The 18,867-nt window shown below is 72.2% G+C and carries 19 protein-coding genes and 1 other RNA gene; 9 read left to right on the plus strand and 11 right to left on the minus strand.

Annotated elements, in window-relative coordinates:
* Positions 1-31 precede the first annotated feature (31 nt).
* Positions 32-1,039, plus strand: a complete 1,008-nt coding sequence (locus tag AC1P0E_RS09260) for a Gfo/Idh/MocA family protein (RefSeq protein WP_482741684.1) — start codon at positions 32-34, stop codon at positions 1,037-1,039.
* On the opposite strand, the gene AC1P0E_RS09265 is transcribed toward AC1P0E_RS09260, so the two are convergent.
* A complete protein-coding gene (locus AC1P0E_RS09265; RefSeq protein WP_482741685.1) occupies positions 1,036-2,664 on the minus strand; it encodes an alkaline phosphatase D family protein in 1,629 nt (542 codons plus the stop codon). The genes AC1P0E_RS09260 and AC1P0E_RS09265 overlap by 4 nt on opposite strands.
* 92 nt (positions 2,665-2,756) lie before the next feature.
* On the opposite strand from AC1P0E_RS09265, the gene AC1P0E_RS09270 reads away from it, so the two are divergent.
* From AC1P0E_RS09270 to AC1P0E_RS09280, 3 genes are all read left to right on the plus strand, one after another.
* Positions 2,757-3,509, plus strand: a complete 753-nt coding sequence (locus tag AC1P0E_RS09270) for an SDR family oxidoreductase (protein WP_482741686.1) — start codon at positions 2,757-2,759, stop codon at positions 3,507-3,509.
* 55 nt (positions 3,510-3,564) lie between these two features.
* A complete protein-coding gene (locus AC1P0E_RS09275) occupies positions 3,565-4,458 on the plus strand; it encodes a PhzF family phenazine biosynthesis protein (RefSeq protein WP_482741687.1) in 894 nt (297 codons plus the stop codon).
* Positions 4,459-4,540: 82 nt separating this feature from the next.
* A complete protein-coding gene (locus AC1P0E_RS09280) occupies positions 4,541-4,993 on the plus strand; it encodes a lamin tail domain-containing protein (protein ID WP_482741688.1) in 453 nt (150 codons plus the stop codon).
* A 103-nt stretch (positions 4,994-5,096) separates the two neighbouring features.
* Here the strand turns inward: AC1P0E_RS09280 and AC1P0E_RS09285 are convergent, their stop codons facing one another.
* Positions 5,097-5,339 carry a hypothetical protein gene (locus tag AC1P0E_RS09285; RefSeq protein ID WP_482741689.1) on the minus strand — a complete coding sequence of 81 codons (243 nt, stop codon included), beginning with the start codon at positions 5,337-5,339 and terminating at the stop codon, positions 5,097-5,099.
* A 264-nt stretch (positions 5,340-5,603) separates the two neighbouring features.
* An RNA gene (gene rnpB / locus AC1P0E_RS09290) (RNase P RNA component class A) lies at positions 5,604-6,004 on the minus strand.
* 68 nt (positions 6,005-6,072) lie between these two features.
* Here rnpB and AC1P0E_RS09295 point away from each other — a divergent pair.
* Together AC1P0E_RS09295 and AC1P0E_RS09300 are read left to right on the plus strand one after the other, a co-directional pair.
* Positions 6,073-6,822 carry a MerR family transcriptional regulator gene (locus AC1P0E_RS09295; RefSeq protein WP_482741690.1) on the plus strand — a complete coding sequence of 250 codons (750 nt, stop codon included), beginning with the start codon at positions 6,073-6,075 and terminating at the stop codon, positions 6,820-6,822.
* Positions 6,819-7,622 carry a hypothetical protein gene (locus AC1P0E_RS09300; protein WP_482741691.1) on the plus strand — a complete coding sequence of 268 codons (804 nt, stop codon included), beginning with the start codon at positions 6,819-6,821 and terminating at the stop codon, positions 7,620-7,622. The genes AC1P0E_RS09295 and AC1P0E_RS09300 overlap by 4 nt, the downstream gene beginning before the upstream one ends.
* Here AC1P0E_RS09300 and AC1P0E_RS09305 read toward each other — a convergent pair.
* Positions 7,573-9,015, minus strand: coding sequence for an RNB domain-containing ribonuclease (locus tag AC1P0E_RS09305; protein ID WP_482741692.1), 1,443 nt, complete (start codon positions 9,013-9,015; stop codon positions 7,573-7,575). The two genes, AC1P0E_RS09300 and AC1P0E_RS09305, sit on opposite strands and share 50 nt — an antisense overlap.
* A 96-nt stretch (positions 9,016-9,111) precedes the next feature.
* On the opposite strand from AC1P0E_RS09305, the gene yaaA reads away from it, so the two are divergent.
* Positions 9,112-9,915: a peroxide stress protein YaaA gene (gene yaaA / locus AC1P0E_RS09310; protein ID WP_482741693.1), complete on the plus strand. Its 804-nt coding sequence runs from the start codon at positions 9,112-9,114 to the stop codon at positions 9,913-9,915.
* A 63-nt stretch (positions 9,916-9,978) separates the two neighbouring features.
* Positions 9,979-10,596 (plus strand): bifunctional 4-hydroxy-2-oxoglutarate aldolase/2-dehydro-3-deoxy-phosphogluconate aldolase, encoded by a 618-nt coding sequence (gene eda / locus AC1P0E_RS09315; RefSeq protein WP_482741694.1) that lies wholly within the window; start codon positions 9,979-9,981, stop codon positions 10,594-10,596.
* A gap of 475 nt (positions 10,597-11,071) precedes the next feature.
* On the opposite strand, the gene AC1P0E_RS09320 is transcribed toward eda, so the two are convergent.
* From AC1P0E_RS09320 to AC1P0E_RS09335, 4 genes are all read right to left on the minus strand, one after another.
* Positions 11,072-12,334 (minus strand): bifunctional RNase H/acid phosphatase, encoded by a 1,263-nt coding sequence (locus AC1P0E_RS09320; protein ID WP_482741695.1) that lies wholly within the window; start codon positions 12,332-12,334, stop codon positions 11,072-11,074.
* Positions 12,335-12,336: 2 nt separating this feature from the next.
* A complete protein-coding gene (locus AC1P0E_RS09325) occupies positions 12,337-13,080 on the minus strand; it encodes a zinc ribbon domain-containing protein (protein WP_482745699.1) in 744 nt (247 codons plus the stop codon).
* Positions 13,077-13,913 carry a Nif3-like dinuclear metal center hexameric protein gene (locus AC1P0E_RS09330; RefSeq protein WP_482741696.1) on the minus strand — a complete coding sequence of 279 codons (837 nt, stop codon included), beginning with the start codon at positions 13,911-13,913 and terminating at the stop codon, positions 13,077-13,079. The genes AC1P0E_RS09325 and AC1P0E_RS09330 overlap by 4 nt, the downstream gene beginning before the upstream one ends.
* Positions 13,914-13,979: 66 nt before the next feature.
* The gene (locus AC1P0E_RS09335; protein WP_482741697.1) at positions 13,980-14,183 is read right to left on the minus strand and encodes a hypothetical protein; all 204 of its coding nucleotides are present in this window, start codon (positions 14,181-14,183) and stop codon (positions 13,980-13,982) included.
* A 172-nt stretch (positions 14,184-14,355) separates the two neighbouring features.
* Here AC1P0E_RS09335 and AC1P0E_RS09340 point away from each other — a divergent pair, with 172 nt between their 5' ends.
* Positions 14,356-15,543 carry a hypothetical protein gene (locus AC1P0E_RS09340; protein WP_482741698.1) on the plus strand — a complete coding sequence of 396 codons (1,188 nt, stop codon included), beginning with the start codon at positions 14,356-14,358 and terminating at the stop codon, positions 15,541-15,543.
* Positions 15,544-15,927: 384 nt separating this feature from the next.
* On the opposite strand, the gene AC1P0E_RS09345 is transcribed toward AC1P0E_RS09340, so the two are convergent.
* Genes AC1P0E_RS09345 through AC1P0E_RS09355 form a run of 3 tightly spaced genes read right to left on the minus strand, consistent with a single transcriptional unit; the run spans position 15,928 to position 18,863 of the window.
* Positions 15,928-16,881, minus strand: coding sequence for a 3-oxoacyl-ACP reductase (locus tag AC1P0E_RS09345; RefSeq protein ID WP_482741699.1), 954 nt, complete (start codon positions 16,879-16,881; stop codon positions 15,928-15,930).
* 11 nt (positions 16,882-16,892) lie between these two features.
* A complete protein-coding gene (locus tag AC1P0E_RS09350; RefSeq protein ID WP_482741700.1) occupies positions 16,893-17,969 on the minus strand; it encodes a Zn-dependent alcohol dehydrogenase in 1,077 nt (358 codons plus the stop codon).
* A 36-nt stretch (positions 17,970-18,005) separates the two neighbouring features.
* Positions 18,006-18,863, minus strand: coding sequence for a MaoC/PaaZ C-terminal domain-containing protein (locus AC1P0E_RS09355; protein WP_482741701.1), 858 nt, complete (start codon positions 18,861-18,863; stop codon positions 18,006-18,008).
* Positions 18,864-18,867 lie beyond the last annotated feature (4 nt).

Consider the following 18,867-nt stretch of genomic DNA (forward strand, 5'->3'; position numbering starts at 1 on the left):
CGTGGTCGAGACCTTTTTGCTGGGGGCTGGGATGAGCAACGAAATCGTACGGTGGGGCGTGCTGGCGACGGGCGGTATCGCGTCGTCGTTCACCACGGACCTGATGGCGATGCGCGAGACCGACGGCGCGGAGGTGGTCGCGGTCGCCTCCCGTACGGCGGAGAAGGCGAAGGCATTCGCCGACCGGTTCGGGATACCTCGGGCGTACGGCAGCTGGGCGGAGCTCGCCGCGGACGAGGACGTCGATGTCGTGTACGTCGCCGGTCCGCACTCCGCACACCGGGCCGCCGCCGGTATGTGCCTGGAGGCGGGCCGCGCGGTGCTCTGCGAGAAGGCGTTCACGCTCAACGCCCGTGAGGCCGAGGAGCTGGTCGCCGTGGCCCGGCGCCACGACCGCTTCCTGATGGAAGCGATGTGGATGTACTGCAACCCCGTCGTCCGGCGGCTGGCGGAGCTGGTGCGGGACGGGGCGATCGGTGAAGTACGGACCGTACACGCCGACTTCGGACTCGCCGGACCGTTCGACGCGGAGCACCGGCTGCGTGATCCCGCGCTCGGCGGCGGTGCGCTCCTCGACCTCGGCGTGTACCCGGTGTCGTTCGCGCATCTGCTGCTGGGCGAGCCCGACCGCGTACAGGCGGACGCGCTGCTGTCGCCGGAGGGCGTGGACCTGAACACCGGCATGCTGCTCGGGTGGGATGCGGGTGCGACGGCGCTGCTGAGCTGTTCCATCACCGCCGACACCCCCATCACGGCGGCCGTGACCGGGACGAAGGGCCGGATAGAGCTGGGGCGCGGCTTCTTCTACCCCGACCGGTTCGTGCTGCACCGGAACGGGACTCAGGACGCGGAGGAGTTCACCGCCGGGATGGACAGCCGGCACAGCCTCCAGTACGAGGCCGCCGAGGTCATGCGCTGCCTGCGCGCGGGCGAGAAGGAGTCGCCGCTCGTCCCGCTGGCCGGCAGCCTCGCCGTCATGCGGACGCTCGACGCGGTGCGCGACCGCATCGGCGTCCGCTACCCGGGAGATGAGGGTTAGGCGGGCTTCAGGCCCGGGTTCCCCGCCTCCGTCACGAGCGACGCGGCGGTCGTGACCGGCGCGCCGGGCGTGGTGACCGCGGACACCGTCCGGAAGTCCGCGCGCGCCGCGTCCGCGCCGAGCGTGACCGCCGTATAGCCGCGCCTGCCGTTGTAGAACTTCAGGTGGGCGTTGCCCTGCATCAGGCGGTCGTAGTTGGCGGGCCTCTCCGCACCGTCCTTGCCGCTGGATATGGAGGTGGTGACGAGCTCCGTGCCGACGGTGCGCGAGTCCGGGTCCTCGAAGTCCTTCTTCAGGTCGAAGGCGTACGAGACGTGGACGTCACCCGTGAGCACCATGAGGTTGTCCACGCCGGCCGCCTGGGCCCCGTCGAGCACGCGCTTGCGCGAGGCCGGGTAGCCGTCCCAGGCGTCCATGCTGACCTTCGGGTCGCCCACGCTGCGCCGGCGGGAGAAGGTGACCTGCTGCGGTACGACGTTCCACAGCGCCCGCGACTCGCGCCAGCCGTCGATGAGCCACCGCTCCTGCTCCGCGCCGGTCATGGTGCGCGACGGGTCCTCGGACTCGGGGCCCGGGAGCTGCCAGCCGTCGCCGTACGCCTGGTTGGAGCGGTACTGGCGGGTGTCGAGGATGTCGAACTGCGCGAGCCGCCCGAAGTGCAGCCGCCGGTAGAGCCGCATGTCGGCGCCGTCGGGCTGCTGCGGGGCGCGCAGCGGCTGGTTCTCCCAGTACGCGCGGTACGCCGCCGCCCTGCGCAGCAGGAACTCCTCGGGCGGTACGTCGTTCTCCGGGGTGCCGCCCGCGTAGTTGTTCTCGGTCTCGTGGTCGTCCCAGGTGACGACGAAGGGGTGCGCGGCGTGGGCGGCCATGAGGTCCGGGTCGGACTTGTAGAGGGCGTACCGCAGCCGGTAGTCCTCCAGCGTGACCGTCTCGCGGTTGAAGTGCGCGGGCAGGCGGCGGTCGGTGTAGGCACGGGCGCCGCCGGCGCCGTTCACCGCGTACTCGTACAGGTAGTCGCCGAGGTGGAAGACGACGTCGAGGTCCTCCTCCGCGAGGTGCTTGTACGGGGTGAAGTAGCCGTCGTGGTATGCCTGGCAGGAGACGGCCGCGAGCCGCAGCTCACCGATGCGGGCGCCGCGTGCGGGGGCGGTGCGCGTACGGCCGACGGGGCTGGTCCAGTCGCCCGCGCGGAAGCGGAAGTAGTAGACGCGATCGGGGTCGAGCCCGCCGGTCTCCACCCGCACGCTGTGGGCGTACTCGGGGTGCGCGGTGACGTGGCCGCGCCGGACGGTCCGGCGGAAACGGGCGTCGTGCGCGAGTTCCCAGCGCACCTGGACGCGGGCGCGCGGGAGGCCGCCGTCCGGCTCGTACGGCTTCGGGGCGAGTCTCGTCCACAGGAGTACGGACCCGGGGAGGGGGTCTCCGGACGCGACGCCGAGCGTGAAGGGGTCGTCGGTGATTCTCTTCGCGTCGAGTTCCGCCGCCTGGGCGGTCCCCGGGAGATCGGTCGCGAAGGCGAGTGCGGCGGCGGCTCCGGTGACGGTGAGGAACCTGCGGCGGTGGATGTGCCGTGCGGCGGCCCGCATCTCCCGGCCATGGCCCGATGCGCCTGATGTGATTGTCATCTGCCCCTCCCCTGACGGCTGTTGTCAGAGGTATTGCAGTGGCACGGGGCGTCGCCGCGCTTTCATGTACGTGTCACGTACGCTGCTGGGCCATGAACCCTCAGACGAAGATCGCCGTCGTAACCGGAGCGGGCTCGGGCATCGGCCGGGCCGTCGCACTCGCCCTGGCGGGGGCGGGCTGGTCGGTCGCGCTGGCAGGGCGGCGTACCGGGCCGCTGGAAGAGACCGCGCGGGAAGCGGGCGGCGAGACGTTGTGCGTGCAGGCGGACGTGTCGCTTCCGGGTGAGGTGGACGCGCTGTTCGCCGCCGTACGGGAGCGGTACGGGCGCCTGGACCTGCTCTTCAACAACGCGGGGACGTTCGGGCCGCGCGGCGTGCCGGTGGAGGACATCGGATACGAGGAGTGGCGCTCGGTCGTCGACGTGAACGTCACGGGGTCCTTCCTGTGCGCGCAGGCGGCGTTCCGGCAGATGAAGGGGCAGGACCCGCAGGGCGGCCGCATCATCAACAACGGCTCGATCTCGGCGCACGCGCCCCGGCCGGACTCCATCGCGTACACGACCACCAAGCACGCCATGACGGGCCTGACCAAGTCCCTCTCGCTCGACGGCCGGCTCTATCGGATCGCGTGCGGCCAGATCGACATCGGCAACGCGGCGACGGACATGACGGAACGGATGCAGGCCGGAATCCTTCAGGCGAACGGCGAGCTCATGGCGGAGCCGGTGATGGACGTACGGGATGTGGCGCGCACGGTGTTGCACATGGCGGAGCTGCCGCTGGAGGCAAATGTGCAGTTCGCGACGGTACTGGCGACGACGATGCCGTACGTCGGACGCGGCTGAGGGACGACGGCGAGATCGCGGGAACACCGGAGCGCCGCCCGCCGTTGGCCGCGGTATGAATACGTCATTCCCCCGCGCCGGCATCCTCCGCTACACCGCATTCTCGACCGACCCGGAGGGCGGCAATCCGGCGGGCGTCGTCCTGGACGCGGCCGGGCTCGACGACGCGGGCATGCTCGCCGTCGCGGCCGAACTCGGCTACAGCGAGACCGCGTTCCTCACGGAGGAGCTCGAGCCCGGACGCGCTTTCACCGTCCGGTACTTCAGCCCCCAAGCCGAGGTCCCGTTCTGCGGCCATGCCACGGTCGCGACGGCCGTCGCGCTCGCCGAGCACCAGGGCCGGCCCGGCGACCTGGTCTTCGAGACGCGGGCCGGCACGGTCCCGGTGGAGGTGACCGAGAGCGCCGACGGCACATACCGCGCCACCCTCACCAGCGTCGAGCCGCACACCGAGGACGCGGCCGAGAGCGATGTGGCGGAGGCGCTGGCCGCGCTGGACTGGCCGGCCGCCGACCTGGACCCGGCGTTCCCGCCGCGCATCGCGTACGCCGGTGCCCGCCACCTGATCCTGGCGGCCGCGACCCGCGAGCGGCTGGCGAAGCTGTCGTACGACTTCGAGCGGCTGGGCGCGCTGATGCGCCGCCTGGACCTGACGACGGTGCAGCTGGTGTGGCGCGAGGACGCGACGACGTTCCACGTCCGCGACCCGTTTCCGGTCGGCGGCGTCGTCGAGGACCCGGCAACGGGCGCCGCCGCTGCGGCTTTCGGGGCGTACGCACGCGAACTGGGCCTGGTCCCGGAGGAGTCGGTACTCACCCTCCACCAGGGCGACGACATGGGGCGCCCTGGCGTCCTGACGGTCGAACTCCGCGCGGGCGAGGGGCGGATCAGGGTCGGCGGCGCGGGCGTGCGCATCCCGGAGAAGGCGGCCGGCGGCCCGAACGCGTGACCGCCCGGCCTGACTGGTCCATTGCGCGAGGTGCGCCTCTATACTCCACTCCTCTTCACAACTCACACACACGGAGTGCACCTTGCGCATACATGTTGCCGCCCTCGCCGTCGCGGCAGGAGCCCTGCTGGTCGCCGCCACCCCCGCACAGGCGGCCCCGCACCAGGGCGGACTGCACCTCGGCAAGATCCAGTACAACAGCCCGGGCAGTGACAACCGCAGCAACACCTCGCTGAACGCCGAGTGGGTGGAGATCCACAACAACACGCGCTCGGCGATCCAGCTCCAGAACTACAAGCTGAAGGACAACACGGGCTACACGTACACCTTCGGCTCGTACCGGATCGGCGCCTACAAGACGGTCCGCATCCACACGGGCAAGGGCACCAACACGTCGGCCCACCGCTACTGGGGCCGCGGCTCGTACGTCTGGAACAACACCAGCGACAAGGCCCGCCTGATCAAGCCGAGCGGCACGCAGCTCGACTCCTGCTCCTGGACGACGAGCAACAACGGCACGAAGTACTGCCACTGACGCACCGCGGGGCAGGCCTCAGGCCTGCCCCGTCCCAAGCGGGCGGGCCTTCCGGCCGTCCACTCCAGGAACAGGGGCCCCTCGGTTCGCCGGGGCACCCCCGTCAAGGATGCGTACGCCCACTGTCGCCTCTCGCATCTCCTGCGCCGCCTCCGCCCGCCGTACGCAGGAACGCCACCGCGTCCTCGGCCGAGTACCCCAGAAGCCGGAACCGGTCGAGCCCCATGAGCAGCAGCTGCGCTGCGATGTCACGCCCCCAGGTATTGCCCTCGTCCGGGTCCCCCGCCCATTCGTAGAGCTTCTCGATCCCGAGATCGTTGAGCAGGATTCCATGCTCTCGGGCCACTTCCCCGACGACATCCGCGATGGCCTGGAAGCGGGTGGGAGCTTCCCTGCGGCACCTGAGACCGGGGTACCGACCCCAGGTCGACGCGTCAAACGTGCACCCGGCCGGCGGGGCGGCGCTCAGCCCCGCATATCTCTCTGGGCCGGGCTCGGGGCTTTCGTACGAGCAGTCAACGAGCGTGAACTCATGAACAGTCATGCCGCCATGCTGGCACGCAGGTCTGACATTTCCCCCAGAACTCAAGCCGGCCAGTAGCCGGTGGGGCAGACGAGTCGGGCTGTACGCCGGGTTCTGTGCCCCGGGACCTCGCGGTCGTCGGGGCGACGGCCATCCATCTAGGACCGGCGTTGCCACCGGCCTCGTGCGGTCTACCCGCGAACTCGGGCGAGCAGCCCTCGATCGTCCGCGCAAGGCCGTCTTGCGACGGCCTCTCTTGACCTTGCTCCAGGTGGGGTTTACCTAGCCGCCTGAGTCACCTCAGGCGCTGGTGGTCTCTTACACCACCGTTTCACCCTTACCGAAAACCGAAGTCCCCGGCGGTCTGTTTTCTGTGGCACTGTCCCGCGGGTCACCCCGGGTGGCCGTTAGCCACCACCTTGCTCTGTGGAGCCCGGACGTTCCTCGGGGAGATCCGAGGATCTCCACGCGGCCGTCCGCCCGGCTCGTCTGCCGTGCCGACCATGCTACCCGCCAGGTTGACCTTGTCGCAGCGTCAGGGTTTCTACTGGGGCTCATGCGGATCGGAGAACTCGCCGCGCTTGCCGGGGTCACCGCGCGGGCCGTGCGGCACTACCACCATCAGGGGCTGCTGCCCGAGCCGCCTCGGCTGGCCAACGGCTATCGGGTGTACGGGGTGCGGCATGCCGTCCTCCTGGCCCGGATCAGGCGGCTCACCGAGCTGGGGCTCGGGCTCGACGAGGTGCGGGATGTTCTCGCCGACGACGCCGGGGTCGAGCTCGTCGTCGTACTGCGCGAACTCGACGCGGACCTCGCCCGTCAGGAGGCGGAGATCCGGCGGCGGCGCGAGCGGCTCGGTGAGCTGCTCGCGCAGGCCGAGGCCGGGACGCTGCCCGCCGAGGGGCCCGTCTCGCCCGCGCTGGCCGGGCTGCTCGGCGCGCTGCCGGTGACCGATTCGCCGTCGGCGGCGAAGGACCGGGAGCACCTGACCCTGCTGGCCGGCAGCGGCGAAAGCGATCAGCTGCTGGCCGCGCTCGCGTCGATGAGCCGGGACCCCGCCGTGCCGGCGCTGTACGAGCGGCTCGACGCGCTCGCCGACGCCTCGCGCGACGACCCCAGGATCGGGCCGCTCGCCGACGCGCTCGCGACGGCCGTGCCGGACGCGGTGATCGCGGCGATCCCGGTGGAGGGCCCGGCCGTTTCGGCCGGTGCGTACGCGGAGGCCATGCTCGCGGACTTCGCTCCTGCCCAGGCCGCCGTCGTACGACGGGTGATGGAGCTGCTCGCGGAGAGGATGGAGCGGTGAGGGGGCGGGGTGCGGGGATCTTCGTCGTGGGGGCCGAGATCGCTCTGGTCACGTGTCTGGTGGCCGGGGTCGACGTGCCGTCCGTGGTCATCGTCCTTGCCGAAGTGCTGGTGCTCGCGGCTCTGGTGTGGCAGGCGTTTCGCGTGCGGCGGTTGTACGTCGCCGGGGGCTGGGCGGCGGTGCGCGCCGCCGCTCCGGTGCGGGTGCTGCGCCTCGTCGGGCACGAGGTGCGGGCGCTGCACAGTCTCGTGCTCTGGCCGGCGCGGCGGCGGCACGGGGTCGGTCCGGGGGCGTACGCGGCGGCGTACACCGGGCCGCAGACCGCGATGATGTACGGCCTGCTCTTCGTGGCCGTCGTCGAGACGGTGATGCTGGCGCTGGTCATTCCGTGGCCCACGGTGCACCGGATCGTGCTGGTGCTGGACGTGTACACCGTGGTGCAGATACTCGGCCTGCACGCCGGCTGCGTGACCCGCCCCCATGTCGTCGGCGCGGACGGGTCGTTGCGGATCCGGTACGGCGGGTTCTACGACGTGCGCGTGCCGGCCGGCTCCATCGGGTCCGTACGCGTCGAACGGCGTTACTCCGACACCAAGGAGGACGGCGTCCTGGGCCTCGGCGTGGGCGGGCAGACGACCGTGATCCTGGAGCTGACACGGCCCGTCGCCTACCTGCGGCCGCTCGGGGCACGCCGCGAGGCGCGGGCCGTTCGCTTCCACGCCGACGACCCGCGCGCGTTCGTCGACGCCGTCAAGCGGGGGCGAACAGCACCTTCGCCGCCCCAGGGTCCGCCTGTGTGAGCCGGACCCGGATGCGTTCGCCCAGCGGCAGGCCGGCGTCCGTACTCTCGACCCGGCCGACGACCGCCACGTCCTCCAGGTGGACCGTGCCGACGGCCCGGTCGGGCTCCTTCACCTCGACCACGTGGGCGTTGAACAGCTCGCCCACCCGGTCCTTGAGCAGCGCCGCCTCGACGATGTCGACGCACTCGCGCTCCACGGCGCTCGCCCGCCGCGTCCCCGACGCCATCTCCTGCGGGAGGCCGGGCAGCGCGTCCCGTACCCACTGCGGCGGCTCCTCGCCCGCGACGGCGGCGACGCACAGTTCGCCCGCGTAACGGTCGGCGAGGCGGCGCAGCGGGGCCGTGCAGTGGGTGTACGGGGCGGCTACCGCCGCGTGGACGGCGGGGTCGGGGACGTCGCCGTCCACGAAGACGGTGTAGCCCGCCCCGCGCAGCAGCGTCGTGCACTCCTGGAGGAACGCGGCGTGCGCGGCCTTCGTCGGGTCCAGGGAACGGACGATCTCGGCGTACGACGTGTGATGCGGCCACTCGATGCGCAGTGCCCTCGCCGACCTGCGCAGGCGCGCCACCTCGCCGAGGGGTGCGGCGGGGAGGGTGCGCAGGATGCCGGTGCCGGTGGCGGTCATCAGGTCGGCGGCGGCCATGCCGGTGAGGAGGGAGATCTGGGCGTTCCAGCCGTCGGCGGGCAGCGGGGCACGGAAGCCCAGGAAGTACGAGTCGCCGCGCTCGACGATCTCCTGCTCCGGCACGTTCAGCGAGATCCCGCCGCGCTCACGCTCCAGCGCCTCGCGCAGCCGCCCGATGTCGCGGAGCAGCGCGACCGGCTCCTCGGCGGTGCCCGCGTCGATCCGCTGCTGGACGGCGGAGTAGTCGAGCCTGGCCCGGCTGCGTACGAGCGCCCGGCGCACGTCGACCGCCTCGGTGCGGCCTTCCGTGTCGAGGTCGATGCGCCACAGGAGTGCGGGGCACGTCTGGTCGGGGAGCAGGCTCGCGGCGCCCTCGGAAAGATGCGGCGGGTGCAGCGGAATCTTGCCGTCCGGGAAGTACAGGGTCATTACCCTGCGGTGCGCCTCGGCGTCGATCGCACCGCCCGGCGTGACGAAGGCGGCGACATCGGCGATGGCGTAGTGCACGCGGTAGCCGCCCCCTTCGCGGCGGGCGAGGTGCATCGCCTGGTCGAGGTCGACGGAACCCGGCGGGTCGATGGTGAACAGCGGGATGCCGGTCGCGTCGTACGCCGGCAGCCGGGGGGCCTTCGCGGCCTGTTCCGCTTCCGCGAGGACCTCGGCCGGGAACTCTTCCGGCACATCGAGCGTGGTGCGCAGCGCGCGCAGGGCTGCCCGGAGGGGGGCCTCCGGTGCACCGGTCACATGGATATGGCGGCGGGGCATGGTCCGAGCGTAGGGCCGGTGGGGCCGGGCGGCATGGCGGGCTCCGCTTACCCTGGCGTTTTGGTGTGTACGTATCCGCTCCGAAGGAGTTCCGCTGTGCTCGTGCTCTTGCCGCCGTCCGAAGGAAAGGCCGCCAGCGGGTCCGGCGCGCCCCTGAAGCCGGAGTCCCTCTCCCTGCCGGAGCTGGCCGGGGCGCGGGCCGCGGTGCTGGACGAGCTGGTGGAGCTGTGCGCCGCCGACGAGGAGAAGGCGCGGGTCGTCCTCGGGCTGAGCGAGGGGCTGCGCGGGGAGATCGCCAAGAACGTCGAGCTGCGGACCGCGGGGGCGCGGCCGGCGGGCGCGATCTACACGGGTGTGTTGTACGACGCCCTCGGTCTGGCCACGCTGGACGCGGCCGCGCGGGGGCGGGCCCGGCAGTCGCTGCTGGTGTTCTCGGGGCTGTGGGGCGCGGTGGGGATCGGCGACCGGATCCCCTCCTACCGGTGCTCCATGGGCGTGAAGCTGCCGGCGCTGGGCGCGCTCGGGGCGTACTGGCGCGAGCCGATGGCTGCCGCCATGCCGGTGGCCGCGGGTGACGGGCTGGTGCTGGACCTGCGCTCTTCGGCGTACGCGTCGGCCTGGAAGCCGAAGGGGGACGTGGCGGGGCGCACGGCCACTGTGCGGGTGCTGCACTCGCAGATCGACGCGGCGGGGGTCGAGAAGCGGTCCGTCGTCAGCCACTTCAACAAGGCCACGAAGGGGCGGATCGTCCGGGACCTGCTGATGGCGGGGGCCGCTCCCGCCGATCCGGCGGAGCTGGTCTCGGTGCTGCGGGATCTGGGGTACGTCGTGGAGGCGTCGGCTCCGGCGAAGGCGGGGAAGGTGTGGGCGCTGGATGTGGTGGTGAGCCAGATCCACTGAGGCGCTGTTGCACGCGGTGCAACGGTCGTTGCGCGGGTCGCCTTGCGGCGGCAGGATGACGGCATGACTTCCGTGCTCGACCTCGCGCCCGTCGTCCCTGTCGTTGTCCTGGAGGACGCCGCCGACGCGGTGCCGCTCGCGCGTGCGTTGGTCGCGGGCGGGCTGCCGGCGATCGAGGTGACGCTGCGGACGCCCGCCGCGCTCGACTCCGTCCGGGCCATCGCGGCGGAGGTGCCGGACGCGGTGGTCGGGGCCGGCACGGTGATTTCCCCGGCCGGTGTGGCCGATGCGGTGGCGGCCGGGGCGCGGTTCCTGGTGAGCCCGGGGTGGACGGATGCGCTGCTGGACGCGATGAAGGCGTCCGGGGTTCCGTTCCTGCCGGGGGTCTCGACGGCCTCGGAGGTCGTGGCGCTGCTGGAGCGGGGCGTGACGGAGATGAAGTTCTTCCCGGCGGAGGCGGCGGGCGGTACGCCGTACCTGAAGTCCCTGGGCGCCCCACTCCCCCAGGCGCGGTTCTGCCCGACGGGCGGCATCACCCTGGCTTCGGCGCCGTCGTATCTGGCGCTGGGGAACGTGGGTTGCGTGGGCGGCACCTGGATGCTCCCGGCGGACGCGCTGGCCGCGAAGGACTGGGGGCGGGTGGAGACGCTGGCCCGGGAGGCGGCGGGGCTGCGCGGCTAGGGCGTCTGTGGCTCCGAGGGCGGGCCGCCGCTTCCGGGGCGGTGGCGGGGTGCCGGGGGCGGGCCGCTCCGGGTGCGGCGTTCGCGACTGCATGATTTAGCCGCCCAGCAGCGCCCTTTGTACGAAGCCCACTCCCTGCGCACAAATCACGCTTTACGTCCCGAACACCGCCCCCTGCGCGCCCCGCCCCCTCCCGCCGGTGGGCCCCGTGCGGGCCGTTCGGCGGGTGGTCGTGGTGCTGGGGCCGAAGATCATGCCGCCGAGAACATGGCGGCACGGGCGCAGGGGTGTTGTGACCGCATCCCTCCACGACATCAGGGGGACGGGCCCGTAGGGAGCGGTGTTCGGGACGTAAAGCGTGATTTGTGGGCTGGACGCCGGGGAGGCTTTCGGGCACCGCCGCTCCGCGCCTAAATCGTGCAGTCCCGAATGCCGCTCCCGTAGGGCCCGGCACCCGGAACCATCACCACCGGGCTCAGCGCAGGTGCGACGTGTCGTTCAGCAGGCGCAGCGACGCGTTGCCGTCCGCGTAGTACGCCACCGCCGACAGCGATGCCGCCGAAAGTTCCATGCGGAACAGCGACTCGGGCGGTGCGCCCAGCGCCAGCCGTACCAGCGTCTTGACCGGCGTCACGTGGCTGACCACCAGGACCGTGCGGCCCGCGTAACGGGCGATCAGCTTGTCGCGCGCGGCCGACACCCGCCGCGCCACCGCCGCGAAGCTCTCGCCGCCGCCCGTCGGCGCCGCCTTCGGGGACGCCAGCCAGGCGTCCAGGTCCGCGGGGTGCCGCTCGCGGACCTCGGCGAAGGTCAACCCCTCCCACGCGCCGAAGTCCGTCTCGCGCAGGCCCTCCTCGATACGTACGTCCAGACCGAGCCGCGCCGCCACCGCGTCCGCCGTCTCGCGGCAGCGCCGCAGCGGCGAGCTGACGATGTCCTGGACCGTGCCGCGCGCGGCCAGGGTCGTGGCGACCGCTTCGGCCTGGCGGCGGCCGACCGCCGACAGCTCAGGGTCGGAGCCCCCGCTCCCGGAGAACCGCTTCTCGGGGGTGAGCGCGGTCTCGCCGTGGCGCAGGAGGACGAAAGTGGCGGGCGTACCGAGGTCTGCGGAGGCACCCCAGCCCACAGCCGGGGCAGTGGCAGTGGCAGTGGCAGTGGCAGTGGCAGGAACGCTTTCCGAAGCGGCGTCCGGCAGGATCAGCGGCTCGGCCACCGCACGCCCCAGCGCCGCCCGGGCCTTGGCCGCGCCGGCCGCCGCGTCGCCCACGACACGGGCGGGAGCGGATTTCAGGTCGGCGGTGGAAGCCGAGGGCTCCCACTGCTTGCCCTTCTTCCCCGCGTCCATCGCCTCGTTGGCGAGCCGGTCGGCGTGCTTGTTCTTCTCCCGGGGGATCCACTCGTAGGTGACCCGGACGCGCGGAAAGACGGTCGCGGCCTCGGCCGCGAGCGGCTTCATGTCCGGATGCTTGATCTTCCAACGGCCGGACATCTGCTCGACGACGAGCTTGGAGTCCATGCGGACATGGACAGCCGCGTCGGGCGCGAGCGCGTGCGCGGCGCGCAGGCCGGCGATCAGGCCCTTGTACTCCGCGACGTTGTTGGTGGCGACGCCGATGTACTCGGCGGCTTCGGCGAGCGTCTCACCCGTGTCCGGGTCGAGTACGACCGCGCCGTAGCCGGCGGGGCCCGGGTTGCCCCGGGAGCCGCCGTCGGCCTCGATGAGGAGGCTGCGCTCCACGGCTACAGGCCGGACTCGGACGTACGGACAAGGATGCGGCGGCAGTTCTCGCACCGCAGCACCGTGTCGCGGGCGGCGGCCCGTACCTCGTTGACCTCGGTGATGTTGAGCTCCAGCTGGCAGCCCTCGCAGCGGCGCTGGAAGAGCCGGGCCGCGCCGACACCATTGGACTGGACGCGGATCTTCTCGTACAGCTTCAGGAGGTCGGCGGGGATGGTGGCGGAGGCGATCTCGCGCTGCTTGGTCGCCGTGGCGATCTCGCCGTCGATCTGCTGCGTCGCGGCGTCGCGGCGCGCGGTCGCGTCGTCGGCCTTGGCCTGGACGGAGGAGACCCGCTCGGTCAGCTCGGCGACCCGCTCCTGGATGGACTCGCGGCGCTCCATGACTTCGAGGACGACGTCCTCCAGGTCACCCTGGCGCTTGGCGAGGGAGACGATCTCGCGCTGGAGGTTCTCCAGGTCCTTGGGGGACTGGACGGCGCCGGAGTCGAGGCGCTGCTGGTCGCGCACGGCACGCTGGCGGACCTGGTCGACGTCCTGCTCGGCCTTGGTCTGCTCGCGGGTGGTGTCGCTCTCCTCGGTCTGCGCGGCGACCAGCAGGTCGCGCAGCTGGGCGAGGTCCTTGGTGAGCGATTCGAGCTCGGCGTGCTCGGGGAGAGAGCTGCGCCGGTGGGCGAGCTGGGAGAGGCGGAGGTCGAGGGCCTGGACGTCGAGGAGACGGATCTGGTCGGCGGGCGCGGCGTTCAGTTGGGGGCTCCAGAAGAGTGGTGGGTGGTCCAGGGGTCGGTGACCGTCTTCGAGACGTGGACGCGCAGGTCCCATCCGTGACGGTCGGAAATCTCGTCGAGCTGGGCGGCGGCCTGCTCGCACCAGGGCCATTCGGTGGCCCAGTGCGCGGCGTCGATCAGTGCGAGGGGAGTGTGTTCGCGGGCCTCGGAGGCCGGGTGGTGGCGCAGGTCGGCCGTAACGAAGGCGTCGACGCCTGCTGCCCGTACGTCGGCGAACAGGCTGTCGCCGGAGCCGCCGCTGACGGCGACCCTGCGGATGAGGGCGTCGGGGTCGCCGGCGACGCGGATGCCCTGCGCGGTGGCGGGCAGCCGGGCGGCGACGCGGGCGGCGAAGTGGCCGAGGGTGGCCGGGGGGTCGAGTTCGCAGACGCGGCCGAGGCCTCGGCGGCCGGACGAGTCGGTGGGGTCGGGGACCAGGGGCCCGGTGACCCGCAGGTCCAGCGCTCCGGCGAGGGCGTCGGAGACGCCGGGGTCGGCGCTGTCGGCGTTGGTGTGGGCGACGTGCAGCGCGATGTCGTTCTTGATGAGGGTGTGCACGGCGCGGCCCTTGAAGGTGGTCGCCGCGACCGTCGTCGTACCGCGCAGATAGAGCGGGTGGTGGGTGACGAGGAGGTTCGCGCCGAGCTTCACGGCTTCGTCGACGGTCTCCTGGACCGGGTCGACGGCGAACAGGACCCGGGTCACCTCGGTGTCGGGCTCGCCGCAGACCGTACCCACCGCGTCCCAGCTTTCGGCCCGCTCGGGGGGCCAGAGGGCGTCGAGTGCGGCGATGACTTCAGACAGACGGGGCACGCAGACAGGTTACCTGCGCCGCGTGCCCCGCCGGCCATGGCGTACGCGGCCTGCTTGACCGGGCCCCTACTTGATCAAATACGTGTGCAGGTCGTCGAGGACCTTGTCGGCGGCGGTGGCGTCCGTGCCGTACGCGGCGGTCTTGGCCGCGGCGTCGCCGAAGTCCTTGCCGCCCTGCGCGACGGCCTTCTTGTCGCCGCTGCCCTTCTCCTCGCTCTTGGCGCCGGTGTCGCCGCCCCCGCATGCGGAGAGGGCGAGCGCCGCGGCCACGGCGAGGGAGACTGCGCCTTACTTTATCGACATGGGGATATCTCCCAGCACACCAGCCCCCTCGACCTCAGCCGAATCGGATGACGGCCACCCTTATGTGTGAAGTGGGCGGTCTCGTGTTGTTCGGCAGGAAGTGCGAAAACTAGCTTCGGTCGCCGGAGGTGATGGCCTGATGACGGCCTGTGCCATCGAGACCGCGGCCGACGGCGACGCGGTGCGCGAGGCGGTGTTCACGATCGCCGCCGACGGCTCCTACGCCGCGCGGCTGGCGGGCGAGGGGGAGGCGCGGTTCCCCGAGCGGTGGACGCTCGACGGACCCGAGCCCTACGCCGTGCCGCTGCCCGCCGACCAGCCCGAGGAACCGGACACCGGGCTCCTGCCGCTGACGGACGGGCGGGTGCTGATCCACCGCCGGGAGGGCGGTGCCTCGCACGCCTTCGGCAGTGGCGAGGGGCGGCACTCCTTCTCGCTGCTGTATCCGACGGGGCCGAGGACCGGGGAGCTGCCGGTGGGCGCGGTCGAGTGCGAGCGGCTGGAGCTGCTGCCGCCCGCCCCGGACGGCTCGCGGGCGTACGCCCTGTCCGTGGGTGAACTGTCCACGTCCGTCTGGCTGGTGGCGGGCGGCGCCTTCGGGCCGGAACACGTGGCGGAGGTCGCGGGGCGCTGCTCGGGGGGTGTGTGGCTCGACCGTACGGGACGGATGCTCGCCCTGGACCGGGAGGCCGACGGGGTGACGAAGGCGGTGGCCGTCGACCTGGAGCGGGGCGGGGAGGTGACGCCGCTGCTTCAGATCGCGGAGGGCAGCAACGACCGGCTGCTGCTGGCGGATCCGGACAGCGGGCTGCTGCTGATCCGGTCGGACGCTCCGGGGTGCGACCGGCTGGGATGGGGCGTACTGGGGAGCATGTTGCCGGTGCGCTTCCCGGAGTGCCTGGCGCCGGCCGACTTCGCGGTGACGCCGTTCGCGGTGCAGCCGGGGCAGGTTCTGACGCCGGAGAGCTGCGCGGTGGCGCTGCGGATCGACGGGGCGGCGGGGAGCTGGGCCGGGGTGTGGCGCCCTGCGGGACGTCGGCTGCATCACCTCGCGGCGCCGGAGGGGTGGTTGGCGGGGGCGGGGCTCTGGACGCGCGACGGGGTACTGCGGCTGCCGTACGCGACGGACGCGGTGAGGTGCGGGGTGGCTCGGACCGAGGCTCCGGAAGACGCGCCGAAGGGGGCGCCCGGAGGTGTGGTGATCACTGAACCCGCACAAGTGGAATGCGCAGGTGGGGAACCATTTGCAGCTCGGGACACTCCTGTGGTGTGCAAGCCCGTACCGCTCCAGCAGGCGCCCCTCACCGGGCGCGGGACACGTGGTTAGACTCGGTCCGGGGCTACGCAGTCGTTGCGGCTGAACGCCGACGGTGACGGCGGGGCGGGCCTTGCAGCACTGAAAGTGATCGCAGCGATTCCAGGGGATCTCCCAACATGTCTGAAGCCCGAACCGACACGACCCAGACGCGGCCGCAGCCTTCGGCCGCCGATCGGGACGACGCCGGCCACCGCTCCGGTAGGCACCGCGGGGGTGCGGCCACGACGGAGGACTCCACGACCCCGGCGCACGGCCGCCACCGCCGGTCGTAGGGGCGGAGTCTTTCCCAGACCCCCAGACCCCCAGACCCCCGGACGCCCTCCGGGGGTGTCCTCAAACGCCGGACGGGCTGGATGGTTGCCGCAACGCGGCACCCCGCAGGCCCACCCCCGCTCAGGCCCGCTTCAGGCCCAGCACCTCCGTCGCCGCGAACGTCTCGTTCGGCGGGCGGCCCTCGAAGTGCGGTGACAGACGCTCCGCCAGTTCCTCGTACGAGAAGACCTCCTTCGCCGTGTCGAACTGGGCGGCGACCTTGGGGCGTTCCATGACGGCGACCATGCCCCCGTGGACAACGAGCAACTGGCCGTTGACCCTCGCGGCTGCCGGCGAAGCCAGGTATCCCACCAGCGGCGACACATGCTCCGGAGCCAGCGCGTCCAGCTCGCCCCCCGCCGGTTCCGCGAAGCCGGCGAAAACGTCCTGCGTCATCCGCGTACGCGCACGCGGACAGATCGCGTTGGCCGTGACGCCGTACTTCCCCAGCGCCAGCGCCGTCGACGTCGTCAGGCCGACGATCCCGCCCTTCGCCGCCGCGTAGTTCGGCTGCCCGGCCGACCCCGCCAGGTACGCCTCCGACGACGTGTTGACGATCCGGCCGTAGACCGGGCCGCCCGCCGCCTTGGAGCGCGCCCGCCAGTGCGCCGCCGCGAAGTGCGTGGTGTTGAAGTGGCCCTTGAGGTGGACGCGGATCACCGAGTCCCACTCGTCCTCCGTCATCGAGAAGACCATCCGGTCGCGGAGAATCCCCGCGTTGTTGACCAGGATGTCCAGCTTTCCGTACGTATCGACGGCCAACTGGACCAGCGCGCCCGCCTGTTCATGGTCCGATACGTCGCCGAGGTGGGCCACGGCCCGCCCGCCCGCCGCACGGATCTGAGACGCGACCTCCTCCGCCGGGGCCGCCGACGCCTCACCCGAGCCGTCGCGCCCCGGCTGCCCGTAGTCGTTGACGACGACGCTCGCGCCGAGCCGGGCCAGTTCCAGGGCCTCCGCGCGGCCGAGGCCGCGTCCCGCGCCCGTGACGATCGCGCACAGACCGTCGAGCGGCAGTGCCGGTGGGTGTGACATCCGCGGTCTCCTCAGATCTCGATGCAGGTGCGCAGGGCCTCGCCCGTACGCATCTGGTCCAGGGCGTCGTTGATCCCGTCCAGCCGCACCCGATGGGTGATCAGGCCCTCCAGGTCGATCCGGCCCGCGCGCCACAGCGCGATGGCCCGCTCGTACGAACGGAGCACGTCACCGCCCCCGTACAACGACGGCAGGATCCGCTTCTCGTCGAAGAACAGCTCGAACATGCTGACCTGGAAGAAGTCGTCCATGGCCCCCGCGCCGACGATGCACAGCGTCCCGCCACGCCGCGTCGTCTCGTACGCGGTCCGGGCCGTGGCCGACTTGCCGACGACCTCGAAGACGTAGTCGAAGCCCTCCCCCGCCGTGACGCGCTGCTTGGCGTCGGCGAGTTCGTCCGGCGAGACGGCTTCCGTCGCGCCGAACCTCAGCGCCGCCTCGCGCCGCGAGGCGACCGGGTCGACGGCGACGATCTGCGCCGCGCCCTGCACCCGCGCGCCCTGGATCGCCGAGATGCCGACACCACCGCAGCCGATGACGGCGACGGACGAACCGGCCGCCACCTGGGCCGTGTTGATGGCGGCGCCCAGCCCCGTCGTCACTCCGCAGCCGATGAGCGCGGCGATCTCGTACGGCAGATCGTCGGGTATCGGGACGGCGCAGCCCGCGTCGACCACGACCTCCTCGGTGAAGGTGCCGGTCCCGGCGAAGCCGAAGACGTCACCGCCGGGGCGCTTGAAGTTGGGCGTACCCGCGTTCATGAGCCCGGCCAGGCACAGGTGCGTCTGGCCGCGCTTGCAGGACGGGCAGGCGCCGCACGCCGGCAGCCAGCACACGAGGACGCGCTCCCCCTGACCGATCCCGGTGACGCCGTCGCCGATGTCGACGACCTCGCCCGCGCCCTCGTGCCCCGGGATGAAGGGGGCGGGCTGCGGCAGTACGCCGCTCATCGCGGAGACGTCGGAGTGACACAGTCCGGTGGCCCGCATGCGGATCTTGACCTTGCCGGGCCCGAAGCCCACCGCCTCGACGTCGTCGAGGACTTCGAGCTTGTCCTGCCCTATCTCGTGCAGTACGGCTGCGCGCACGGTACGGCTCCCTTCACGGAGGTGAGGTGACGGAGGTCAGGTGTGTACGACGGTGGTGTCGGCCAGTACCGGCGCGTCGCCCCTCTCGACGGCGGTGACCGACACCTGGACGCGCCCCGGCGACTTCCACATCCGCAGGCGCAGGGTCTCGCCGGGGAAGACGACCCCGGCGAAGCGGGTGCTGTACGAGCTCACGCGCGCGACATCGCCGCCGAGCACGGTGTCGACGACGGCCTTGAGCGTCATGCCGTACGAGCACAGGCCGTGCAGGATCGGCCGGTCGAAGCCGGCGAGCTTGGCGAATTCCGGGTCGGCGTGCAGGGGGTTCCAGTCGCCGGAGAGGCGGTAGAGCAGCGCCTGGTCCTCGCGCACCTGCCGCTCGGCCTCCGCGTCCGGCGCCTGGGTGGGCTGCTCGGTGCGGGCGGAGGGGCCGCGCTCGCCGCCGAAGCCGCCTTCGCCGCGTACGAAGATCTGGGCGTCGCTGGTCCACAGCGGCCCGTCGGCGTCGGCGGTCTCGGAGCGCAGGACGATCACCGCCGCCTTGCCCTTGTCGTACACCGCCTGCACCTTGGAGGTCTGCACCGCCGTGCCCTTGACGGGGATGGGCCGGTGCAGCTCGATGCTCTGGCCGCCGTGCAGGACGTGCGCGAGGTCTACGTCGATGCCCGGCGCGGAGAGGCCGCTGACGGCGTCGGCGCCGCCCGCGCCCGCGACGGTGGCGAAGCTGGGCAGGACGTGCAGCCGGGATTCCAGGGTGTAGCGCAGCTCGTCGGGGTCGGTGGCGGGCGTGCCGGCGCCGAGGCCGAGGTGGTAGAGCTGGACGTCCTTGTGGTCCCAGGCGATCTCGGCGCTGCGGGGTTCGGCTGCGACGGCCTTTGCGGCATCGATGGGCATGGGG

Source organism: Streptomyces sp. TRD_SC_5, assembly GCF_056836825.1.

Bases quoted from the DNA above. Each gene is read 5' to 3' on its own strand.
- AC1P0E_RS09260 (WP_482741684.1), top strand. From the start codon at position 32: ATGAGCAACGAAATCGTACGGTGGGGCGTGCTGGCGACGGGCGGTATC.
- AC1P0E_RS09265 (WP_482741685.1), bottom strand. From the start codon at position 2,664: ATGACAATCACATCAGGCGCATCGGGCCATGGCCGGGAGATGCGGGCC.
- AC1P0E_RS09270 (WP_482741686.1), top strand. From the start codon at position 2,757: ATGAACCCTCAGACGAAGATCGCCGTCGTAACCGGAGCGGGCTCGGGC.
- AC1P0E_RS09275 (WP_482741687.1), top strand. From the start codon at position 3,565: ATGAATACGTCATTCCCCCGCGCCGGCATCCTCCGCTACACCGCATTC.
- AC1P0E_RS09295 (WP_482741690.1), top strand. From the start codon at position 6,073: ATGCGGATCGGAGAACTCGCCGCGCTTGCCGGGGTCACCGCGCGGGCC.
- AC1P0E_RS09305 (WP_482741692.1), bottom strand. From the start codon at position 9,015: ATGCCCCGCCGCCATATCCATGTGACCGGTGCACCGGAGGCCCCCCTC.
- eda (WP_482741694.1), top strand. From the start codon at position 9,979: ATGACTTCCGTGCTCGACCTCGCGCCCGTCGTCCCTGTCGTTGTCCTG.
- AC1P0E_RS09340 (WP_482741698.1), top strand. From the start codon at position 14,356: ATGACGGCCTGTGCCATCGAGACCGCGGCCGACGGCGACGCGGTGCGC.
- AC1P0E_RS09345 (WP_482741699.1), bottom strand. From the start codon at position 16,881: ATGTCACACCCACCGGCACTGCCGCTCGACGGTCTGTGCGCGATCGTC.
- AC1P0E_RS09355 (WP_482741701.1), bottom strand. From the start codon at position 18,863: ATGCCCATCGATGCCGCAAAGGCCGTCGCAGCCGAACCCCGCAGCGCC.